General features: G+C 69.3%; 16 protein-coding genes and 1 pseudogene. 15 read left to right on the forward strand and 2 right to left on the reverse strand.

What is annotated here, in order from left to right:
• Positions 1-68 precede the first annotated feature (68 nt).
• Positions 69-863, forward strand: a complete 795-nt coding sequence (locus IT780_RS25465) for a recombinase family protein (protein WP_199514190.1) — start codon at positions 69-71, stop codon at positions 861-863.
• On the opposite strand, the gene IT780_RS25470 is transcribed toward IT780_RS25465, so the two are convergent.
• Positions 827-2,614, reverse strand: a complete 1,788-nt coding sequence (locus tag IT780_RS25470) for a helix-turn-helix domain-containing protein (protein ID WP_233413487.1) — start codon at positions 2,612-2,614, stop codon at positions 827-829. The genes IT780_RS25465 and IT780_RS25470 overlap by 37 nt on opposite strands.
• 154 nt (positions 2,615-2,768) lie before the next feature.
• Between IT780_RS25470 and IT780_RS25475 the strand changes: the two genes are divergently transcribed.
• From IT780_RS25475 to IT780_RS25540, 14 genes and pseudogenes are all read left to right on the forward strand, one after another.
• Positions 2,769-3,803 carry a sugar ABC transporter substrate-binding protein gene (locus tag IT780_RS25475; protein ID WP_199514191.1) on the forward strand — a complete coding sequence of 345 codons (1,035 nt, stop codon included), beginning with the start codon at positions 2,769-2,771 and terminating at the stop codon, positions 3,801-3,803.
• Complete coding sequence (locus IT780_RS25480) at positions 3,800-5,326, forward strand: sugar ABC transporter ATP-binding protein (protein ID WP_199514192.1); 1,527 nt, start codon at positions 3,800-3,802, stop codon at positions 5,324-5,326. The genes IT780_RS25475 and IT780_RS25480 overlap by 4 nt, the downstream gene beginning before the upstream one ends.
• 5 nt (positions 5,327-5,331) lie before the next feature.
• A complete protein-coding gene (locus tag IT780_RS25485) occupies positions 5,332-6,291 on the forward strand; it encodes an ABC transporter permease (RefSeq protein WP_233413524.1) in 960 nt (319 codons plus the stop codon).
• Positions 6,288-7,295 (forward strand): ABC transporter permease, encoded by a 1,008-nt coding sequence (locus IT780_RS25490; RefSeq protein WP_199514194.1) that lies wholly within the window; start codon positions 6,288-6,290, stop codon positions 7,293-7,295. The genes IT780_RS25485 and IT780_RS25490 overlap by 4 nt, the downstream gene beginning before the upstream one ends.
• Positions 7,288-8,121, forward strand: a complete 834-nt coding sequence (locus IT780_RS25495; protein WP_199514195.1) for an SMP-30/gluconolactonase/LRE family protein — start codon at positions 7,288-7,290, stop codon at positions 8,119-8,121. Before IT780_RS25490 ends, IT780_RS25495 begins: the two co-directional genes overlap by 8 nt.
• On the forward strand, positions 8,121-9,743 hold the full coding sequence (locus tag IT780_RS25500) for a long-chain fatty acid--CoA ligase (protein ID WP_199514196.1): 1,623 nt from the start codon (positions 8,121-8,123) through the stop codon (positions 9,741-9,743). Before IT780_RS25495 ends, IT780_RS25500 begins: the two co-directional genes overlap by 1 nt.
• An 18-nt stretch (positions 9,744-9,761) precedes the next feature.
• Positions 9,762-10,307, forward strand: a complete 546-nt coding sequence (locus tag IT780_RS25505; protein WP_199514197.1) for a cupin domain-containing protein — start codon at positions 9,762-9,764, stop codon at positions 10,305-10,307.
• A gap of 136 nt (positions 10,308-10,443) precedes the next feature.
• Positions 10,444-12,075, forward strand: coding sequence for a tannase/feruloyl esterase family alpha/beta hydrolase (locus IT780_RS25510; RefSeq protein WP_199514198.1), 1,632 nt, complete (start codon positions 10,444-10,446; stop codon positions 12,073-12,075).
• Entirely contained in the window at positions 12,072-12,836 is a 765-nt protein-coding gene (locus IT780_RS25515; protein ID WP_372443793.1) for an ABC transporter ATP-binding protein, read from the forward strand. The genes IT780_RS25510 and IT780_RS25515 overlap by 4 nt, the downstream gene beginning before the upstream one ends.
• The gene (locus IT780_RS25520) at positions 12,829-13,521 is read left to right on the forward strand and encodes an ABC transporter ATP-binding protein (protein ID WP_199514200.1); all 693 of its coding nucleotides are present in this window, start codon (positions 12,829-12,831) and stop codon (positions 13,519-13,521) included. Before IT780_RS25515 ends, IT780_RS25520 begins: the two co-directional genes overlap by 8 nt.
• Before the next feature lie 18 nt (positions 13,522-13,539).
• A complete protein-coding gene (locus IT780_RS25525) occupies positions 13,540-14,790 on the forward strand; it encodes an ABC transporter substrate-binding protein (protein ID WP_199514201.1) in 1,251 nt (416 codons plus the stop codon).
• Positions 14,787-15,659, forward strand: a complete 873-nt coding sequence (locus IT780_RS25530) for a branched-chain amino acid ABC transporter permease (protein ID WP_199514202.1) — start codon at positions 14,787-14,789, stop codon at positions 15,657-15,659. The genes IT780_RS25525 and IT780_RS25530 overlap by 4 nt, the downstream gene beginning before the upstream one ends.
• Positions 15,656-16,642 (forward strand): annotated as a pseudogene (locus tag IT780_RS25535) (branched-chain amino acid ABC transporter permease); the annotation flags it as partial. The gene IT780_RS25530 and the pseudogene IT780_RS25535, both read left to right, overlap by 4 nt.
• A gap of 146 nt (positions 16,643-16,788) precedes the next feature.
• Complete coding sequence (locus IT780_RS25540; protein WP_199514204.1) at positions 16,789-17,418, forward strand: TetR family transcriptional regulator; 630 nt, start codon at positions 16,789-16,791, stop codon at positions 17,416-17,418.
• Between the two features lie 367 nt (positions 17,419-17,785).
• Here the strand turns inward: IT780_RS25540 and IT780_RS25545 are convergent, their stop codons facing one another.
• Positions 17,786-18,577, reverse strand: coding sequence for a PPC domain-containing protein (locus IT780_RS25545; RefSeq protein WP_199514205.1), 792 nt, complete (start codon positions 18,575-18,577; stop codon positions 17,786-17,788).

The raw sequence follows: 18,577 nt of genomic DNA on the forward strand, positions 1-18,577 counted from the left end.
GGACTGCAGGTGGTGGCGCAGGCGGGGCGGGTACTGAAGGTGTCTGCTTCAAAGGCTTGGTGATGCCAATGCTCACGCTGCTGACGACCGCGGGCGTGGCATCCGAAAATCTGTTCACACTCTGGATAGACCGGTCACCAGAAAGGTCCCGTGGCCGGCGCCGTGCGTGGCGGGACGGCGGCATTCGCTTCGCCTTCTACGGGCGGATCTCCACCGACGGCTACCAGGATCCGGTCTCGTCGCGGCGGCGGCAGCTCGACGCCGCCGCCCAGCTGACCGAGCAGCGCGGCTGCATCGCGGTCGAGTTCTTCGACATCGGCTTGCGGCTCGAAGAGATCACTCCGAAGAACTACGAGGCGGCTCTCGACCCGTTGCGTACGGTCGCGGAGATCCTCGCGAACCCGCGCTACACCGGCCGGCAGGTGTGGAACCGGCAGCGCACCGAGCACCACGAGACCGTTCCCGGGGACAAGCGCACCAGCCTCGGTCGCACCCGAACCCGCAACCCGCGCAGCGCATGGGTGATCTCACGTGAGTCGACGCATCCCGCTCTCGTCAGTGACAGTGAATTCCTGACTGCGCAACGGGTCAATTCGATTGCTGTGCCGGGCACCGGCATGGTGCACACGTACCTGCTGACCGGGCTGCTGATCTGCCTGTTGTGCGGGCGCCGTCTGGAGGCCCACTGGATCCACGGCCGGGCCGGCTACCGCTGCCGTCGCGGCCGCAGCAGCGCTCACCCGGCCTGCCGGCTGCCGCGAAGCGTCTACTGGGCCGAACGCCGCATCATTGACCGACTGCTCGCGGTGCTGGTGAATGCGTGCGATCAACCGCCGTCGACCGTACGGGATTGGTCCAATTGAGCGCCCAGGTCATGGAGCCGGATTGCCACCTGCAGTTGCAGGGCCCGGTCGGGAGCGCGCCAGCCCGCTCCGAGAACGCCGTCGACCCGATCGAGTCTTTTCAGCAGGGTGTTCACGTGCACGTGGAGCGCGGCGGCGGTTCGGGTGACGTTGCCGGCGTTGCCGAAGTAGGCCGACAAGGTGGCCACCAGTTGCGTCGACCGTCGTGCGTCGTGGGCCAGGAGCGGTGTCAGCACATTGTCGAGGAACCGGTGGAGGTCCGTCGCGCGATCGGTGTCGAACAGCAGGGCGAACATCGCGTACGGCTCGGTGGTGGACCCCTGATCGGTCACGCCCAGGATTCGCATGAGATCGCAGCATTTGCCGGCGATGTCGAACGCCGGTCCCCAGCGGTGGCCGGTGACCGCCTCGGCGACGACTCGTACCGGCGATCCGAGGTCCTGGCGAAGGCGACCGTGCACTGTCGCGGCGAGCCGGGCGGGATCCGATGTCGTGGCGAGCAGTGCGGCGCGGCCGAGATGTTCGCCGGCGAGCCCTTTCCATTCCGAGGAGAGTGCGTAGAGGTGGCGGCTGACCTCCGGCACACTCTTCGTCTCGGACTGCGCGACGACGATGACGTTCAGCGCGGTGAGGTCGATGCCGCGTGCGTGCGCCCGGGCACGCTGGGCGGGGGTCAGCGGTGGCGCCGAGACGAGCAGTTCGGTGAGCAGTTCGCCGCTGACCCGTTCCTCGGCTTCCGCGACGGCGGTCTCCTTGAGAATGAGCAGGCCCATGATCTGAGCTGCGCGCTCGAGGGTGCGTATGTCGACCGGGCTGGGCTCCTGGCGCCGGGTGAGCAGGAGCGCGCCGAGGTGGGTGTCACCGGCTTGGATCGCAGCCGCGCTGTGCCAGAGGCCGGTGCTGTCGGTGGTCGTCGCCCATCGGCCGGACTGCCGGGCCTGCTCGACCGCGTCCGGCGACCGCCGCTGCGCGGTTGGCTCATTGTCCGGGTCAGGCGAGCATTGGGCGGTGACGGCACCGGCCCGGTCGAAGACCGCGACCGCCCCTTGCAGGTGGTCGACCAGCAACCGGGCGATGTCGTCGGCGCCGCCCCCGGTGAGCACCACCCGGGCGAGCGATTCGTGTACGGCCTGGGCCCGTTCCATCATCGCCACCTGCCGCTCGATGGTGCGATACGCGGCCCGGCTTTCGTCGTACAGCCTGGCGTTGTTCAACGCGATGGCCGCGTGGTCGGCGAAAGCGCTGAGAAGCGCGACCTCGTCCGGTTCGAAAGGCCGTTCGGTGCGGTCGGCGGCGAACAGGACGCCGATGACCTTTTCGCCGACCAGCAGAGGCACACCGAGCAGCGCGACCATGCCTTCCGGAACGACGAGGCCGTCGAACGTCCGATCGTGCGGGACGTCGCCGGCCTTGAGGTAGTTGCTGACCCAGGCCGGCGCGCCGGTCGCGATGACCAGGCCGCCGACGCCGGTTCCGGAGGGGACCCGGGCGTGGTTGAACGCCGGGGAGATGGTGCCCTCCGACGCCTTCAGCGTCAGCTCGCCGTCCGTGTCGAGCAGCGAGAGGTACGTGAAGTCGGTGCCGATCAGTTCGTGGGCCTGGTGAACGATCGATTCCAGGACCGCGTCCAGTTCCCCGAGGGCGGTCAGCGACCGGGCGGTCGCGTACAGGGAGCTGAGCTCGCGGTCCCGGCGCATCCGGTAGGACGCGAGTTCGAGGCGTGACGGGCGGCCTTCGGGGGCGTCGTTCATCGTCGACCGCTCCTCTCGCGGTGTGCATCGTGCCCACCGTAAAGCACCGAACAGTGTGGTGATCTTCTCTCACCGGCGGGTCCCGACCCACCTAGAGTTCGTCGCAGCGGGGTGTGACAGGCCTCACAAACGAGGCGGGAACCGGGAGCTGCTCATGATCCACTCACTTTCGTCACCTCCGCTCGGAAAGGCGGCCGTGAAGGTCGCCGCGGCACTTGCCGGTGTCCTGCTCGCCACAGCCGCCTGTGGCGGCGGCTCCTCCGGCGGCGGCGACGCCTCCGGCACGGCGGGACTCAAGGGCAAGACCGTCACCTTCGTCGGGTACGGCAAGGACAACCCCTGGGGTGCCTCCTTCAACGGCGTCTTCGTCCCCAAGCTCGAGTCCCAGGGCGTGAAGGTCGTCGATCTCACGACGATGGATCCCGGCACCGCGGTGACCAACTTCAACCAGGCCATCTCCAACAAGCCCGACCTGATCGTCGCCGCCCTCCTCGACACGTCGTCGACGGTGGTACCGATCAAGAAGGCCAAGCAGGCCGGCATTCCGGTGCTCGTCTTCGACGGGCGTCCTGACCCCTCGGTCGACGGTGACGTGATGCAGGTGCTCTCCGACAGTGAGGCGCTCGGCACCGCGGCCGCGCAGAACCTGGTCGAGGGCCTGAAGGCGCAGGGCCGCACCTCCGGCAGCATCATCGCGATCACCGGCACCAAGTCCGGCTTCGCCGCCCAGGACAGGATGAAGGGCTTCGACGCCGAGCTGGCGAAGACGCCGGAATACAAGGTGGTGGACATCCAGGACGGCAACTGGGATCCCACGCTCTCCGGCAAGATCGCCACGCAGCTCTTCGCCAAGTACGGCTGCTCGGGCATCCAGGGTGCCTACGGCATGGCGGACTACCAGGCGCTTCCGATCGTCGCGGCGGCCAAGCAGGCCGGCTGCCCGGTGGGCGGCAAGAACGGCCTCATCGTCACCGGCAGCAACTGCTTCAAGGCCGGTATCGACGCCATCAAGGGCGGCACGCTCTACGGCACCGCGACCGAGGATCCCGGCACGATCGCCGAGCAGACCGCCGACTACGTGATCCGGTACTTCAACCAGCAGAACCCGCCCGCGAAGGAACTCGTCAAGGAAGAGCGGGTGACCGCCAAGAACGTCGCGCAGTTCGCGGAACAGTGCAGCAAGGCATGAGTCCGGCCGCCGAGGAGCTGGTCCGCGTCGACCAGCTCACCAAGAGCTTCGGCAGCACCCGCGCCGTGCGCGGGGCGTCCTTCGGCATCGCCGCCGGCGAGATCCACGCGTTGTGCGGGCACAACGGCGCCGGTAAGAGCACTGTCGTCAAGATGCTGTCCGGGCAGGAGACGCCGGACTCGGGCGCGATCCGTATCGGCGGCGGCGTGCTCGACCTGCGCAGCCGGCAGGTGGCGCAGCGCAGCGGCATCGCGCTCGTCGACCAGGAACTGAGCGTCGTGCCCTCGCTCACGGTCGCCGAGAACCTCATGCTGGGCGACCAGCGGGCGCGCTGGCTCAACCGGCGGCGTGCCTCCGGGCCCCGGTTGCGCAGCCTGCTCGACAACGTCGGGCTTGGTCACGTCGATCTCGATCAGCCGCTGTCCGAGCTCGGCATCGGCGAGCGTCAGCTCATCGAGATCGCGCGGGCCCTCGGCCAGGACGCCCGGTTGCTCATCCTCGACGAACCGACGGCCACGCTCAGCGACGTCGAGAGCGAGTACGTCTATGCGGCGGTCCGCGCCGTAGCGGCCGCCGGCTGCGCCATCCTCTTCGTCTCGCACCGGCTCGGCGAGGTGCTCGGGCTCTGCGACCGGGTCACCGTCATGCGCGACGGCGCGGTGGTGGCGACCACCGAGGTGGCCGACCTGACCATCGACTCTCTCATCGTCCAGATGCTCGGCGAAGCGCCGCACCGGTCGCGCAAGCGAACCGGAGGTGAGGCGGGGAAGTCCGGCGAGGTGCTGTCCGTCGGCGGATTGTCGGTTCCCGGCCGGGTCGAGGACTTCAGCCTCGGGCTCCGGCCGGGCCGGGTGTACGCCCTGGCCGGCCAACTCGGGTCCGGAGCCTCCGACGTGCTGCGCGCGACCGCCGGCCTCGTCCCGGCGGCGGCCGGCGACATCAGGGTCGACGGGGTCGTGGTTCGTCCCGGCCATCCGATCGCCGCGGCCCGGGCCGGCATCGCGTTCGTCTCCAACGACCGCAAGTCCGAAGGGCTGTTCCTCGACAAACCGATCAGCTGGAACCTGCTCGCCACCCGCCTGCCCAGCGTGACCCGGTGGGCCGTGCTCGACCGGCAACGATGGTCGGCCGTGCTGACCGATCTCGTGGGCCTGTGCGGTCTCGACGGCGGGCGGACCGGCGACAGCGTGCGCTCGCTGAGCGGCGGCAACCAGCAGAAGGTCTTCGTCGGTCGTGGTCTCGGCCGCTCGGACGCCCGCGTGCTGCTTCTCGACGATCCCACCCGCGGCGTCGATGTGGGAGGTCGCGCCGCGATCCACCGGCTGCTCCGCGACGCCGCCGACCGGGGCATGGCCGTGCTGTTCAGCTCGACCGATCTCGAGGAGCTGCTGGACCTCGCCGACGTCGTGGTCACCATGCACAAGGGCGTGGTCGTCCAGCGTCACGACGGCGACGTGGCCGGCTCCGTGCTGCTCCGGGAGATGACGCACGGCGCCGCGGCCCCGGCGGAGGAACGCCGGTGAACGTCATGTCCGCCCGGCCCCGTTCCGCCGCGCCGATCCGCCGGCCCGGCCTCGTCGTCGACGGGGTCCTGCTGCTTGCCGTGCTGGCGGCGATCGTGCTGGCCCTGACGACCGACCGGTTCCTGACCGTGGCCAACGCCAAGGCCATCCTGACCTCGGCCAGCCTCGTCGGCATCGCGGCGCTCGGGCTGACCCTGATCACCATCGGCGGATCCGCGGTCTCGCTCGCCATCTCGCCCAGCGTGGCCGCCGTCGGGATGATCTTCTTGTCGGCGCAGTCGCTCGGCCTGATTGCGGCTCTGGTGCTCGCCGTGCTGTGCGGAACCCTGATCACCGGCCTGCAGGGCGCGGTGGTCGGCTACGCCGCGGCGAACCCGGTGGTCCTGACCATCGCGGCCAGTTTCGCCATCACCGGCATCGCGACCGGCGTCAGCGGCGGGTCGACGGTCTCGCCCACCGCCGGCGGGTACGACCGTCTGAACGCGACGCCGGGCGGCGTGGCTCTCAGCGTGTACGTCCTGATCGGGCTGGCCCTGATCGTGGAATGGACGCTGCGGCGGACCGGGTTCGGGCGCTCGCTCTACCTCATCGGCGAGAACCGCCGCGCGGCCCGGGCCGCCGGCCTGCCGGTCGGCCGGATGACCGCCGTGGCCTGGCTGGGTGCGGGTGCGTTGTTCGCGGTCACCGCCGCGTTCACCGCCGCCTTCAACACCTCGGCCAACGTGAACCTCGGCGGAACGCTCACCTTCGACGCCATCGCGGCGGTGCTGGCCGGCGGTACCCCGATCTCCGGCGGGCGTGGCTCGGCGTTACGCACGCTCGCGGGCGCGGTGCTCATCGCCGCCGCGTCCGACATCCTGCTGCTGCGCGGCTATTCGACCGGGGTCCAGATCATGGTCAAGGGAGTCATCGTGCTGGTCGTCGTCGTCACCGTGCACCTGCGTACCCGAGGGAGCCGCGCATGAGAGCCAGGCGGCCCGAGGCCTCGCTGCCGGTGGCGGCTCTCGCCGTCACGGTCATCGCGTTCGTGCTTGTTCCGACGTACACCGGCTCCGCCCTCACCTCGTTCGACGTCTACAACATGTTCCAGATCCTGGCCCGGCTGGGCCTGCTCACCCTTGCGCTGGGACTGACGATGATCGCCGGCGAGTTCGATCTGTCGGTGGTGGGAACGTACGCGGTCGGCGGGATGCTGACCGTTCAGGCCGGCCAGCAGCACTGGGCGTGGGGCCTCCTGGCCGCGCTGGGCGCCGGCGCGGCGATCGGGCTGCTCCAAGGCGGGCTGATCGCACGCCTGAAGATCCCGTCGATGCCGGTGACCCTGGCGACCTACATCGCGCTGCTGGGGCTCACCAGCGCCCTGTCCGGCGGACTCACCAAGACCTACTCCAACGCGACCGTGACACTCTGGGTCGACCAGAGCCTCCTCACGTACTTCTCGCCGCGCAGCCTGATCACGCTGGGCCTGTTCGTCGTGGCGGCGGTCGTCCTGTCGCTGAGCCGCTGGGGCCGCGAACTTCGCGCGATCGGGGGCGACCGGCGCGCCGCCCGCGTCGCCGGGGTCGGGGTCGACCGGCTGATCGTGGGCACCTTCGTGGCCTCCGGCGTGTTGTCCGCGCTCGGTGGGTCGCTGCTGAGCTTCAGCCTCGGTTCGGCCAATCCCGATCCCGGCGTCCAGCCGCTGATCGTGGCGGCCGCCGCGGCTCTGCTGGGCGGCGTCTCCCTCGCCGGTGGCCGCGGCCATCCGCTGGGGTTGCTCGCCGGCAGCCTGGCCGTCGCGCTGCTCGCCGAGATCGTGGCGGTCGCCGCCGTGCCGCAGTACGTGTCGCAGCTCTTCTTCGCGGGCCTCCTCGGAATCATCGTCGTCATCGACGCTCCCGATCTGCACAGCGCGCTCGTCCGGCTACGGACCCGCCTCCGGTCGTCCCACCATCCCCGCACCTCGATCCAGGAGAGCGCCGATGTCTGAACTCACCCTGCTCTACTCCGACCTCCGGTTCCCCGAGGGCGCCCGCTGGCACGACGGCCGCCTCTGGTTCTCCGACATGCACACCGGACAGGTGTTCCGGGCCGACCCGGCGGCGCGGACGCTCGAGGAGGTCGCGGTCGTCGAGGACCAGCCGTCCGGGCTCGGCTGGCTACCGGACGGCTCCCTGCTGGTGAGCTGCATGATCGACCGTAAGGTCCGGCGGCTGGACCCGGACGGGAAGCTGAGCGTCTTCGCGGACCTCTCGGATCTCACCGATGCGCCCGTCAACGATCTGGTCACCGACGACCGGGGCCGGACCTTCCTGGGCGGCTTCGGGTACGACCTCTACGCCGATGCTCCGCAGCGACCCGGTCCGATCTTCCGGATCGACGCCCGCGGCCGGGTGACCCTGGTCGAGAACGACATGGTGTTCCCGAACGGCATGGTCGTCCTGCCGGGCACCTCGACCCTGGTGGTGGCGGAGACCTGGGCGGCCCGGCTGACCGCGTTCGACATCGGTGAGCACGGCGACCTGACCGGCAAACGCACGTGGGCCGAGCTGCCGCCCGGGTCGACACCCGACGGCATCTGTGTGGACGCGACCGGATCGGTCTGGGTCTCCTCCATCGCGACCTCCCAGTTCCTGCGCGTCGAGGCGGGCGGCCGCATCACCCGGACGATCGACGTCGAGGGACGCTGCGCCACCGACTGCGTGCTCGGCGGCCCGACCGGAACGACGCTGTTCCTCCTCACCTCGAACAGCTGGCAACCATCCGAGACCACTGGACGGGCGGGACGGATCGAGATGGTCGAGGCGGGCGACTGATGCACGGACTGATGCAGGACCGGCCGCTGACCATTCCGACTCTGCTGGCGCGGGTCGAGACGAACTTCGGGCACAAGCGGATCATCACCGGCGGGACGACCGAGACCGTGGCGACGTGGCGGGAGGTGGCACCTCGCGTACGGAAACTGGCGCGAGCCCTGGAAAGCCTGCACGTGCCCGCCGGGGCGTGCGTCGGCACGTTCGCCTGGAACAGCCAGCGGCACGTCGAGCTCTATCTGGCGATCCCGAGCTCGGGACGGATCCTGCACACGGTCAACCATCGGCTCTACCGCGAGCAGGTCACGTTCATCGTCAACGACGCCGACGACGACGTCCTGTTCGTCGACCGGACGATCCTGCCGGTGATCTGGCCGTTGGTCGCGTCGTTCGCGTCGGTGCGGCACGTCATCGTGATGGACGACGGCGGCGACATGCCGCTGCCGGACGACCCGCGCGTGCTCGACTACGAGGAACTTCTCGCCGGGCAGACCGACGGCCCGCTCGAGACCGTGATCGAGGATGAGAATCTCGCCGCCTCGCTCTGCTACACCTCCGGAACGACGGGCAATCCCAAGGGCGTCCTCTACAGCCATCGTTCGATCGTGTTGCACAGCCTGCTTCTGCTCGGCGCGGACGTCTTCGCGCTGAGCGAACGAGACGTCGTGGCGCCGGTCGTGCCCATGTTCCACGTGAACGCGTGGGGACTTCCGTACGCCGCCATGCAGAGCGGTTCCGATCTGGTGCTGCCCGGACCGCTCCGGGCTCCGGAGGAGTTGGTCTCGCTCCTCGCCCGGCACCGGGTCACCTTCAGCGCGGGCGTCGCGACCGTGTGGCGCGATCTCGTCCCGGTGCTCGGCCGCCACGACCTCAGCAGCCTCCGGCACGTCGCTTGCGGGGGCGGCGCGGTCGACGACGCGCTGTCCAGCGCCTACGAGCGAGCGGTCGGGAGACCGCTGATCAACGCGTGGGGGATGACCGAGACGAGTCCGGTCGTCACCACCTCCCGCCTGGCGACCCACCACGACGAGCTCGACGGCGACGCGCGCCGTCTGCTGCTCGGCAGCCCCGGCCCGGCCGTGCCGTTGACCGAGATCCGCGTCGTCGGCGACGACGGCGTGCACCAGCCATGGGACGGGCAGAGCCAGGGCGAGCTCCAGGTCGCCGGCGCGACGATCGCCAGTGCCTACTTCGGCTCGGACACCGGGGCGGACGCGTTCACCGCGGACGGCTGGCTGCGTACCGGAGACGTGGCGACGATCGACCCCTGGGGGTATCTGCGGATCGTGGACCGCTCCAAGGACCTGGTGAAGTCCGGCGGTGAGTGGATCTCCTCGGTCGCGCTCGAGAACGCGGTCATGTCCGACCCGCGGGTCAGGGAGGCGGCCGTGATCGGCGTGACCCACCCACGCTGGGGCGAGCGGCCGGTGGCTTGCGTCGTGCCGTCCGAAGGAGTGGATCTCACCCCCGACGACGTACGGGCCCATCTGCGCGGTCGTGTCGCGTCGTGGTGGATCCCCGAACGCGTCGAGATCCTGACCGAGATACCCAAGACCGCCACCGGCAAGTGGTCGAAACAGACGCTCCGTCAACGGTTCGCCGACTCGGCGACCGAAACCCACTGAACCAGCGAAGGATCCACGATGCCCATCGAACCGCGTCTGATCGTGACGGGCCACGACCGCGACGGCGATGCCGTCTTCGTCGAGGACCGCCACCCGGAACCGGTCAGCGTCCAGGCTCTTCCCGGAGCCGACTTCTATCTCCTGTGGGGCACCCCGGACGGGGAGGCGAAGGTCGGCGAGCGGGACGCGAAGCCGGTCCTGCGGCCCTACTTTCCCGGACTCGGCGGCAGCCGGGCGCTCTTCCTGCGGTGGGCAGCGCACTCGTCGGAGCCTCAGCCGGTGCCGGACCCGGTCGGCGACGCCGAGGAGGTCGCGCTGAAGCTGCCCGGCCTGACCGACCCGTTCGAGGAGAACGGCGACGGCATGCACACGACGGACACGGTCGACTACGCCATCTGCCTGGAGGGTGAGCTGTGCCTCGAGCTCGACAACGGAGCCGAGGTGACCCTGACGCCGGGCACGTGCGTGGTCCAGCTCGGCACCCGGCACAAGTGGAAGAACCGGTCTGATCGAGCGGCGCTGATGTGCTACGTGCAGATCGGAGCCGTACGAGTCCCCGGCTAGGCCGGTGTTCGTCCATTGTGGATATTTCCCGCATGTTTCTCTTGTGAGTTCGATGTGACCCATGCCACAGTAAGTGACACTCAGTGCCGCTCATCAATGCTCTTGCGGCACAGCGTGCTCGTCTGGAGGTTCGCACATGAGTCGAATGATGGCGTTCGCGACCGCATTGGCGACGGGGGCGGTGGTCTTCGGGGCAAGCCCGGCCACAGCCACGGTGGGAACCGCCCCGAGATGCGCGGAGCTGGCGGCAACCCCGATTCCGGCCTCGGTGATCAGCCTGCCGACCCGCGGTGGCCGCGTCGACTCCGCGTCCTTGGTGACTCAGGTCGTGAGCGGCCGGACCGTGGAGTACTGCAACGTCCTCGCGTCCATCTTCCCGAAGGACCCGTCCGCTCCGGACATCAGGCTGCGGGCCGGGATGCCGGTCGGCTGGAACCGCGACACGATGATGTTCGGCGGCGGTGGCTACAACGGAACGATCCCCGACATCACCGGCAACGTGCCGTTCGGCCGCCCCGATTCACCCACTCCGCTGGCCCGGGGATATGCGACGTACGCCAGCGACTCCGGCCACCAGGCCGGGCCCGCTGCCTCTCTGGACGGGTCCTTCGGCCTCAACGACGAGGCCCTCCGGAACTTCGCCGCCGGCGACGCGCTCAGGAAGACCCACGACGCCGTCCAGTACCTCGTCCGTCGTGGCTATGGCGCCGGACCCGGCCGGACGTACTTCACCGGCGGCTCGACCGGCGGCCGCGAGGCTCTGGTCGTCGCGCAGCGCTGGCCGGACGCGTTCGACGGCATCATCTCCGCCTACCCCGCCTGGAACAACATGGCCGAGATCCTCGATCTCGGATACCTGGCGCAGGTGATGTCCCGGCCCGGCGCGTTCCCCGACCCGGCCAAGCAGGGCCTGCTCTACAACAGCGTCATGGCGGCCTGCGACGGGCTCGACGGTGTCGCGGACCGGATCATCTCGAACGTCGGCGGCTGCCATTTCGATCCCCGGGCGCTGCGCTGCCCGCACGGCGCCGACACCGGGCCGGCCTGCCTCTCCGACCCGCAGATCGCCTCCGTGACGGCTGCCTCCACACCGTTCCGCTGGCCGTACCGCATTGCCAGCGGCGAGCGCTACTACCCCGGGTTCCCGTTCCTGTCGGGCGCCGACATGAGGACGCCGTATCTCGGCTTCGGCACCACCGCGCCCGCCAACCCCATGCCGGCCACCAGCGCGTACGGGTTCCAATACTGGGATCAGTGGGTGAAGTACTTCCTGACCCGGGACCCCGGCCACAACTCCCTGGCTGTGGACCCGCGGCGGCCCGGGAAATGGCTCCCACGGATCAGCTACCTCTCCACCATCCAGGACCGCAACGACGTGGACCTTCGCCCCTTCGCGCGGTCCGGCGGACGACTGATCCTGATGCACGGCTCCGCCGACGAACTCGTCTCGCACCGGTCCACCAACGACTACTACCGGCGCGTACGGGCAACGGTCGGCGCCCGGCAGACCGACGCGTTCATGCGGTACTACGTGGCACCGGGAGCGAACCACGCCAACTTCGGTGCGCCCGCGTTCGCCGCCACCTGGGACTCGCTCTCCGCCCTGGAACGCTGGGTGCGGGACGGACAGCCGCCGGCCCGGCCGGTGGTGCAGAACCCCCGGGACGGCCGGACACGCCCGCTCTGCGAGTACCCGGGCTGGCCGAGATACCGCTCGGGTGATCCCGCCCGCGCAGAGAGCTTCACGTGTGCCCGGGGGACCGCGTGACGGCGGGTGGGCGGGTGGCGATCCGTACGCGAGCGTTGACCAAGGTTTTCCGGGGTTTCCGAGCTGTGAATGCGGTCGACCTGGAGGTTCGCGAGGGCAGCGTGCACGCGCTGGTCGGTCCCAACGGCGCCGGCAAGACCACGCTGTTCAACCTGTTGACCGGCTTCCTGGCGCCCACGTCAGGCACGATCACGTTGTTCGACGAGGACGTCACCGGTCTGCCGCCCGAGCGGGTCGCCCGCCGGGGCGTGGCCCGGTCGTTCCAGATCACCAGCCTCTTCGACACCCTGACGAGCCGCGAGCACGTGGAACTCGCTCTGCAGGGGCACGGCCGGCAGGGGTTCCGGTTCTGGCGGTCGGAGAAACTGCTCGGCCGGCATCGGGCCCGCGTGGACGAGCTGCTCGTGCAGGTGGGACTGATGCCGCTGGCGGACAGGCAGGCCGGGCTTCTCGCGTACGGGCAGAAGCGCGCGCTGGAGCTGGCCCTGGTCCTGGCGCTGGACCCACCGGTGATGCTCCTCGACGAGCCGACGGCCGGGATGGGGATCGAGGACGTCGACCGCACCATCGAGCTGGTCCGCCGCCTCGCGGCCGGTCGCACCGTGGTGTTCGTCGACCACAACATGCACGTCGTCGGCAGCCTGGCCGACCGCGTGACGGTGCTGCAGCAGGGCAAGATCCTGGCCGAGGGCGGCTACGACGAGGTCCGCAACGACGAACGCGTGATCACCGCGTACCTCGGTGAGGCCGACCATGCTTGAGGTCACCGGCCTGTCCGCGTGGTACGGCCAGGCGCGGGCGCTGCACGAGGTGGACGTCCGCGTGGACGAGGGCGAGGTCGTCTCGCTCGCCGGCCGCAACGGCGCCGGCAAGACCACCCTGGTCCGGTGCTTGATCGGCCTGCACCAACAGGCTTCCGGCACCGTACGCCTGCACGGCCGCGACATCACCGGCCTACCGGCGCACAGCCGAGCCCGCGCCGGCATGGGCTGGGTCCAGGACGACCGCGGCATCTACGCCAGCCTCACCGTGGAGGAGAACCTCCTGCTGCCGCCCACGGTTTCCGACCGGGCCTGGACGCTGGCACGGGTCTACGAGACCTTCCCCGTGCTCGCCGAGCGCCGCAAGGCGCCCGGCAGCACACTCTCCGGCGGAGAACAGCAGATGCTGGCCATCGCCCGGGTGCTGCGGACCGGCGCCCGTCTGCTGCTCATGGACGAGCCCTCCGAGGGCCTGGCCCCGGTGATCGTGTCCCGGATCGCAGCGATCATCCGCGACATCAAGGCCACCGGTGCGGGCGTGCTGCTGATCGAGCAGAACGTCAAGTTCGCGGCCACCGTGGCCGACCGGCACTACCTGCTCAGCCAGGGCCGCATCGTCGAGACCCTCGACAACGACGAGTTCCGGCGCCGCGAGGGTGACCTGCTCAAATACCTCGGCATCTGACCGACTGGGGGAGACACCATGGAGAGCAAGCGGAAGTGGGCCGGCGCCTCGGCCTTGACGGTGACGCTGCTGCTGAGCGCCTGCGGCGGCGGAGGCCCCGGGAGTTCCGGCGGTGACTTCACCGGCGGCAAGCTGGTGCTGGCGGTCCTCAACGATCAGTCCGGGGTCTACAAGGACGCGTCGGGGCCGAACTCCGTCAAGGCGGTCAAGATGGCCGTAGCCGACTACCAGAAGAAGTACGGCGACAAGGCCGTCGTCAAGAAGATCGAGGTGACCTCGACCGACCACCAGAACAAGCCGGACATCGCCAACACCAAGGCCGGCGAGCTGTACGAACGCGGTGGCGCGGACGTCATCCTGGACGTGCCGACCTCGTCCGCCGCCCTGGCCGTCGCCAACCAGGCGAAGAACCACAAGAAGCTGTTCCTCGACGTCAGCGCGGCGACCACGGCACTGACCGGGGCGCAGTGCAACAAATACACCTTTCAATGGGCGTACAACACCCACCTGCTCGCCACCGGCACCGGCGCGACCGTCACCCGCAACGGTGGCAAGAAATGGACGATCATCTACCCCGACTACGAGTTCGGTCAGAACATGACCAAGTCCTTCACCGCGGCGGTCGAGAAGGCGGGCGGCACGGTTCAGGAGACCATTCCCACGCCGTTCCCCAACGAGAACTTCGCGACCTTCCTGACCAAGGCCGGCAGCGGCAATCCCGACGTGATCGGCACGATGCAGGCGGGCGGTGACCTGATCAACCTGGTCAAGCAGTTCAACGAGTCGGGGCTGAAGGACAAGGGCGTCGAGCTGGCCGTCGGGCTCATGCTCATCAACGACATCCACTCGCTGGGCGTGGAGCAGTTCGCCGGCACACTGTTCACCGACCCCTGGTACTGGAACATGGACGCCGAGGCACGCGCCTGGGCCGACCGGTTCCTGGCCGAGACCGGGGCCCGCCCGAGCTTCGAGCACGCCGGCAACTACTCCGCCGCACTGCAATACCTGGAGGCGGTCCAGGCCGCCGGCACCGACGACGCCGACGCGGTGGTCGCGAAACTCGAGGGCAAGAAGGTCAACGACGTGTTCCTGCGCAACGGCGAGATCCGCGCCCAGGATCACTCGGTCGTCCACGACGCCAACCTCGCCCGCGTCAAGAAACCGGCCGACGTGAAGGAGGACTGGGACTACGAGGAGATCGTGACCAAGATTCCGGCCGCCGAAGGGTTCCCGCCGGCCGAAGCGTCCGGCTGCTCGATGACATCATGAGCGCGGTCCTTCAGTACGCCGTACAAGGGTTGGCGGCCGGCAGCTTCTACGCGCTGGCGGCGCTGGGGCTGGCGGTCATCTTCGGGGTCCTGGGCGTGGTGAACTTCGCGCACGGCGCGTTCTACATGCTCGGCGCGGTCGCCGCGGCGGTGCTGCTCGACACCCTCGATCTCACGCTGTGGTGGTCGCTGCTTGTCGTACCGGTGCTGATGTTCGGGTTCGGCCTCGTGGTCGAGCGGCTGCTCGTGCAGTGGCTGCTCCGGCTCGACCCGCTCTACAACCTTCTGCTCACCTTCGGCCTCACCCTGATCCTGGTGGAGCTGGTCAAGCAGCGGTACGGCGTCTCCGGCCTGCCGTACCAGCTGCCGGGCGGGCTGCAGGGACGGTTCGACGTGGCCGGCGTGGTGCTGCCGCGCTACCAACTGTTCGTCCTGCTGTTCTCGGTCGCGGTGTGTGCGCTCGTCTGGCTGACGATGACGCGCACGCGGATCGGCATGATCCTCCGGGCGGCGACCGAGAACCCGGAGCTCGCCCGGGCGCTGGGCATCAACGTGGGACGCTGGGTGGCGCCGGTCTTCGGCTTCGGCGTCGCGCTCGCCGGCCTGGCCGGGGTGCTCGCCGCGCCGTTCCGGGCGATCACCGCCGACATGGGCAACAACTTCGCCATCATCCTGTTCGCGGTCGTGGTCATCGGGGGCCTCGGGTCGATCGTCGGCGCGGTGGTCGCGGGCTTCCTGGTCGGCCTGGTCGAGGCCTTCGGCCAGGCGTACGCCCCGACGTTCGCGCAGATCCTCATCTTCGTCCTGATGGCCCTGGTCATTCTGATCAGGCCGGCCGGGCTGTTCGGACGTCAGGAGGCGACCACATGACCCAGTCCGTGATCATCGAGGCCCCGGCCGACGGGGCCGACGTCCCGGTGACCGCGAGCCACCCGAGGGTGCGGTGGATCCTGCTGGCCGCCGGCCTGGTGGCAGCGCTGGCGCTGCCCTGGTTCCTCTACCCGCCGGTGGCGATGGACATCGTGGCGCTCGCGCTGTTCGCGATCGCCCTGGACATCCTGCTCGGCTACACCGGCCTGCTCTCGTTCGGACACGCGGCGTTCTGGGGCAGTTCGGCGTACGTGAGCGGCCTGATCGCCACGCACTACGGCGTACCGTTCCCGGTGGCGGTCGTCGGTGGCGCGGTCTTCGCGATGATTCTCGCGCTTCCCATCGGGTACGTGTCGGTGCGCCGCTCCGGCATCTATTTCGCGATGGTCACCCTCGCCTTCGCGCAAATGGTCTACTTCGTCGGCTACCAGTGGAGCGACCTGACCGGCGGCGAGAACGGGTTGCAGGGCGTACCCCGGTCGTTCTTCGGCCTCGAACTGGTGGAGACCGATTCGTTCTACTTCTATTACGCGGCCCTGCCGATCCTGCTGTTCGGCATGTGGGCGGCGTGGCGGATCGTGCACTCGCCGTTCGGGCGAGTCCTGGTGTCGATCCGCGACAACACGCCGCGCGCCCGAGCGCTCGGCTACGACGTCGACAAGTACAAGGCCCTCGCCTTCGTCCTCTCCGCGGGGTTGACCGGCCTGGCGGGTGGGGTGTTCGCGATCAGCCACCGATTCGTCGCGCTGACCGAACTGCACTGGACCACCTCGGGCGACGTCGTGCTGATGACGGTTCTCGGCGGTATCGGCACGCTGTGGGGCGGCATCGTGGGCGCCTTCCTGAACGTGACGCTCGCCGATTACCTCGCGTCCTCCGGCTTCGGCGGCATCGACCTGATCACCGGTTCGGTCTTCGTCCTCGTGGTGCTGCTGTTCCGCCGCGGGGTCTGGGGAACCGTCCGCCACCAGTGGAATGTCCGGCGGCTGCGACGTGCGGCGGCGCGCCGCGCCGCGCCGAGTTACAGTTCGCCGGATCGCAGTTCGCGCCACCCAGCGTCAGGAGAGGGCACCGGTCGGTGACTTCGCGGAAAATACTGGACACCAAGTATCGGATCTCGGAAACGGCGATGGCCTTGTTCCTGAAGGAGGGGTACGCGAACGTCACGGTCGAAGCCGTCGCCGATGCCTCCAGCGTGTCCCGCCGTACCGTTTTCCGGTATTTCGCGAGCAAGGACGAACTGGTGTTCCCCGACCACACCGAACGCCTCGGGCTGGTCGAACGGTGTCTCGCGGCCGCCCCGGAAGGTACCGATCCGGTAGATGCCGTCATCATGGCCACCGAGGAGTCGCTCCGTGAATTCCTCAGCCGCCCCGAACTCGTCCTGCGGCGATACAAACTGACGCGCATCGTGCCCGAGTTGCGCAGGCGGGAGGTCGTCGAACACGAACGGTACGTGGCGCTGACCCGGTCATACTTGCGCGATCATCTCCCGCCCGACGCGCCCCCGTTCCAGCCGATGGCCCTAGCCGCCCTCATCGACGCGATCCACCGGTCGGCGCTCGGCAACTGGGTACGTGAGGGCGGCGCCACCGATCCCGAAGCGGAACTGGCAGCGGGCATGGAATGGGTGCGCCGCATGATGATGCACCAGTCGGCGTTCTCGTCCGCTCCGCTGCTTCTCGCGGTCCTTCCCGACACGCCGCAGACCCGCCAGGTGTTGACGTCGCTGAAGGCCGCCGGGCAGGAACTACCCTGACCGCGTGGGTCGCCTGCCCAGAGAAGGGGCCCCATGTCATCGGCTACGGTCGTCAGCGGCGAGTCAGGCCGTCGACCTGTTTCACGAAGGTGCTGCGCTCGCCTTCCCGGTTGCCGCACAAGAGCCGTTGCGCCCTCAGCAAGACTCGTACTAGCTGAGCCCGGGCCAACGGACATGACTCCAAGCCGTCTCCGCCCGACCCCGCACTGACGTAGCGGGCGGCAGGCTCATTCGAGCTGGTCAGCGCCAGGGCCAGTGCGGGGAGCGCCGTCGACAGCGTGCCAGGGGGAGTGGGCGGGCTGGCCGGCGAACCACGCTGGGCGGCACGGACGCCGTCAACGTGACTCGCCGGTGCACTTCCGGTCGATCAGAGTTGTACCGTCCGGCTCGCTCGGGCCCGGATTGTTTCCGCCCGCTGCACGTCGACGTACTCCGCGACCGCCACCGCGTCCGCCTGCCCGTGCTGGAAAGCGGCTGTCTCACCGCGTACCGTTGCCTGCCAGGGTGTTGTTCCTGAGCAGGACACCTCGCTGCGGTACGAGCCGACGGCCGCCCGCCGTCCTTGTTGCTGGTGCAGGGTTCCGTTGACCGTCAGGTTCACCGGGCGTGAGCAAGTGACCGTGCCGTGCAGGACGGCCGCGCCGCTGGTGACGGAGCCGGTCGCGTCGATCGTGATGGCCAGGGTCACCCGCGGCGGCAGGGCGTAGCCGTGCAGGACCAGCGTGCCGGCCGGGGATTCCGGGAACGCGCCGACCATGATGTGGTACGTGACGCCGGCCTGCGCGGTGAAGGCGATGCGTGACTGCAGGCTGCCCGAGTCGTCGTTGCAGGCGACCTGTTCGAGCGAGCCTCGCGGGCCGGTCCAGGCGGACAGCACCGTGTCGTAGTCGCTGCCGGAGGTGTCCACGCCGATCTCCGTCGTGGCGGAAAGCGTCACCGAGTACCAGACCGTGTGGGCCGGCGGGGCGATGCATTCCGGGTCGTCGGCAGCCTCGGTGGCTTCCGACGTGTCCTGTGTCGTCTCGAACGGCACAGCGGTGAATGCGACGGCGTTGTCGAAGTCGTCGTTGGCCGGGGGCGCCGCGACGGCCGGCGACGGCGCGAGGAGCACCAGGCCGAGCGCCAGTGCCGCGGCCAGGGTTGTCTTCACCTGTCTCAT

The organism is Nucisporomicrobium flavum (assembly GCF_016464385.1).
Classification (GTDB): domain Bacteria; phylum Actinomycetota; class Actinomycetes; order Mycobacteriales; family Micromonosporaceae; genus Actinoplanes; species Actinoplanes flavus_A.

What these genes read in the sequence shown, in the direction of transcription:
- IT780_RS25505 (WP_199514197.1), top strand. Translation starts at nt 9,762, where the DNA reads ATGCCCATCGAACCGCGTCTGATCGTGACGGGCCACGACCGCGACGGC.
- IT780_RS25525 (WP_199514201.1), top strand. Translation starts at nt 13,540, where the DNA reads ATGGAGAGCAAGCGGAAGTGGGCCGGCGCCTCGGCCTTGACGGTGACG.
- IT780_RS25485 (WP_233413524.1), top strand. Translation starts at nt 5,332, where the DNA reads ATGTCCGCCCGGCCCCGTTCCGCCGCGCCGATCCGCCGGCCCGGCCTC.
- IT780_RS25520 (WP_199514200.1), top strand. Translation starts at nt 12,829, where the DNA reads ATGCTTGAGGTCACCGGCCTGTCCGCGTGGTACGGCCAGGCGCGGGCG.
- IT780_RS25495 (WP_199514195.1), top strand. Translation starts at nt 7,288, where the DNA reads ATGTCTGAACTCACCCTGCTCTACTCCGACCTCCGGTTCCCCGAGGGC.
- IT780_RS25470 (WP_233413487.1), bottom strand. Translation starts at nt 2,614, where the DNA reads ATGAACGACGCCCCCGAAGGCCGCCCGTCACGCCTCGAACTCGCGTCC.
- IT780_RS25500 (WP_199514196.1), top strand. Translation starts at nt 8,121, where the DNA reads ATGCACGGACTGATGCAGGACCGGCCGCTGACCATTCCGACTCTGCTG.
- IT780_RS25465 (WP_199514190.1), top strand. Translation starts at nt 69, where the DNA reads ATGCTCACGCTGCTGACGACCGCGGGCGTGGCATCCGAAAATCTGTTC.
- IT780_RS25480 (WP_199514192.1), top strand. Translation starts at nt 3,800, where the DNA reads ATGAGTCCGGCCGCCGAGGAGCTGGTCCGCGTCGACCAGCTCACCAAG.
- IT780_RS25530 (WP_199514202.1), top strand. Translation starts at nt 14,787, where the DNA reads ATGAGCGCGGTCCTTCAGTACGCCGTACAAGGGTTGGCGGCCGGCAGC.
- IT780_RS25490 (WP_199514194.1), top strand. Translation starts at nt 6,288, where the DNA reads ATGAGAGCCAGGCGGCCCGAGGCCTCGCTGCCGGTGGCGGCTCTCGCC.
- IT780_RS25475 (WP_199514191.1), top strand. Translation starts at nt 2,769, where the DNA reads ATGATCCACTCACTTTCGTCACCTCCGCTCGGAAAGGCGGCCGTGAAG.
- IT780_RS25545 (WP_199514205.1), bottom strand. Translation starts at nt 18,577, where the DNA reads ATGAGACAGGTGAAGACAACCCTGGCCGCGGCACTGGCGCTCGGCCTG.
- IT780_RS25540 (WP_199514204.1), top strand. Translation starts at nt 16,789, where the DNA reads ATGGCCTTGTTCCTGAAGGAGGGGTACGCGAACGTCACGGTCGAAGCC.
- IT780_RS25510 (WP_199514198.1), top strand. Translation starts at nt 10,444, where the DNA reads ATGAGTCGAATGATGGCGTTCGCGACCGCATTGGCGACGGGGGCGGTG.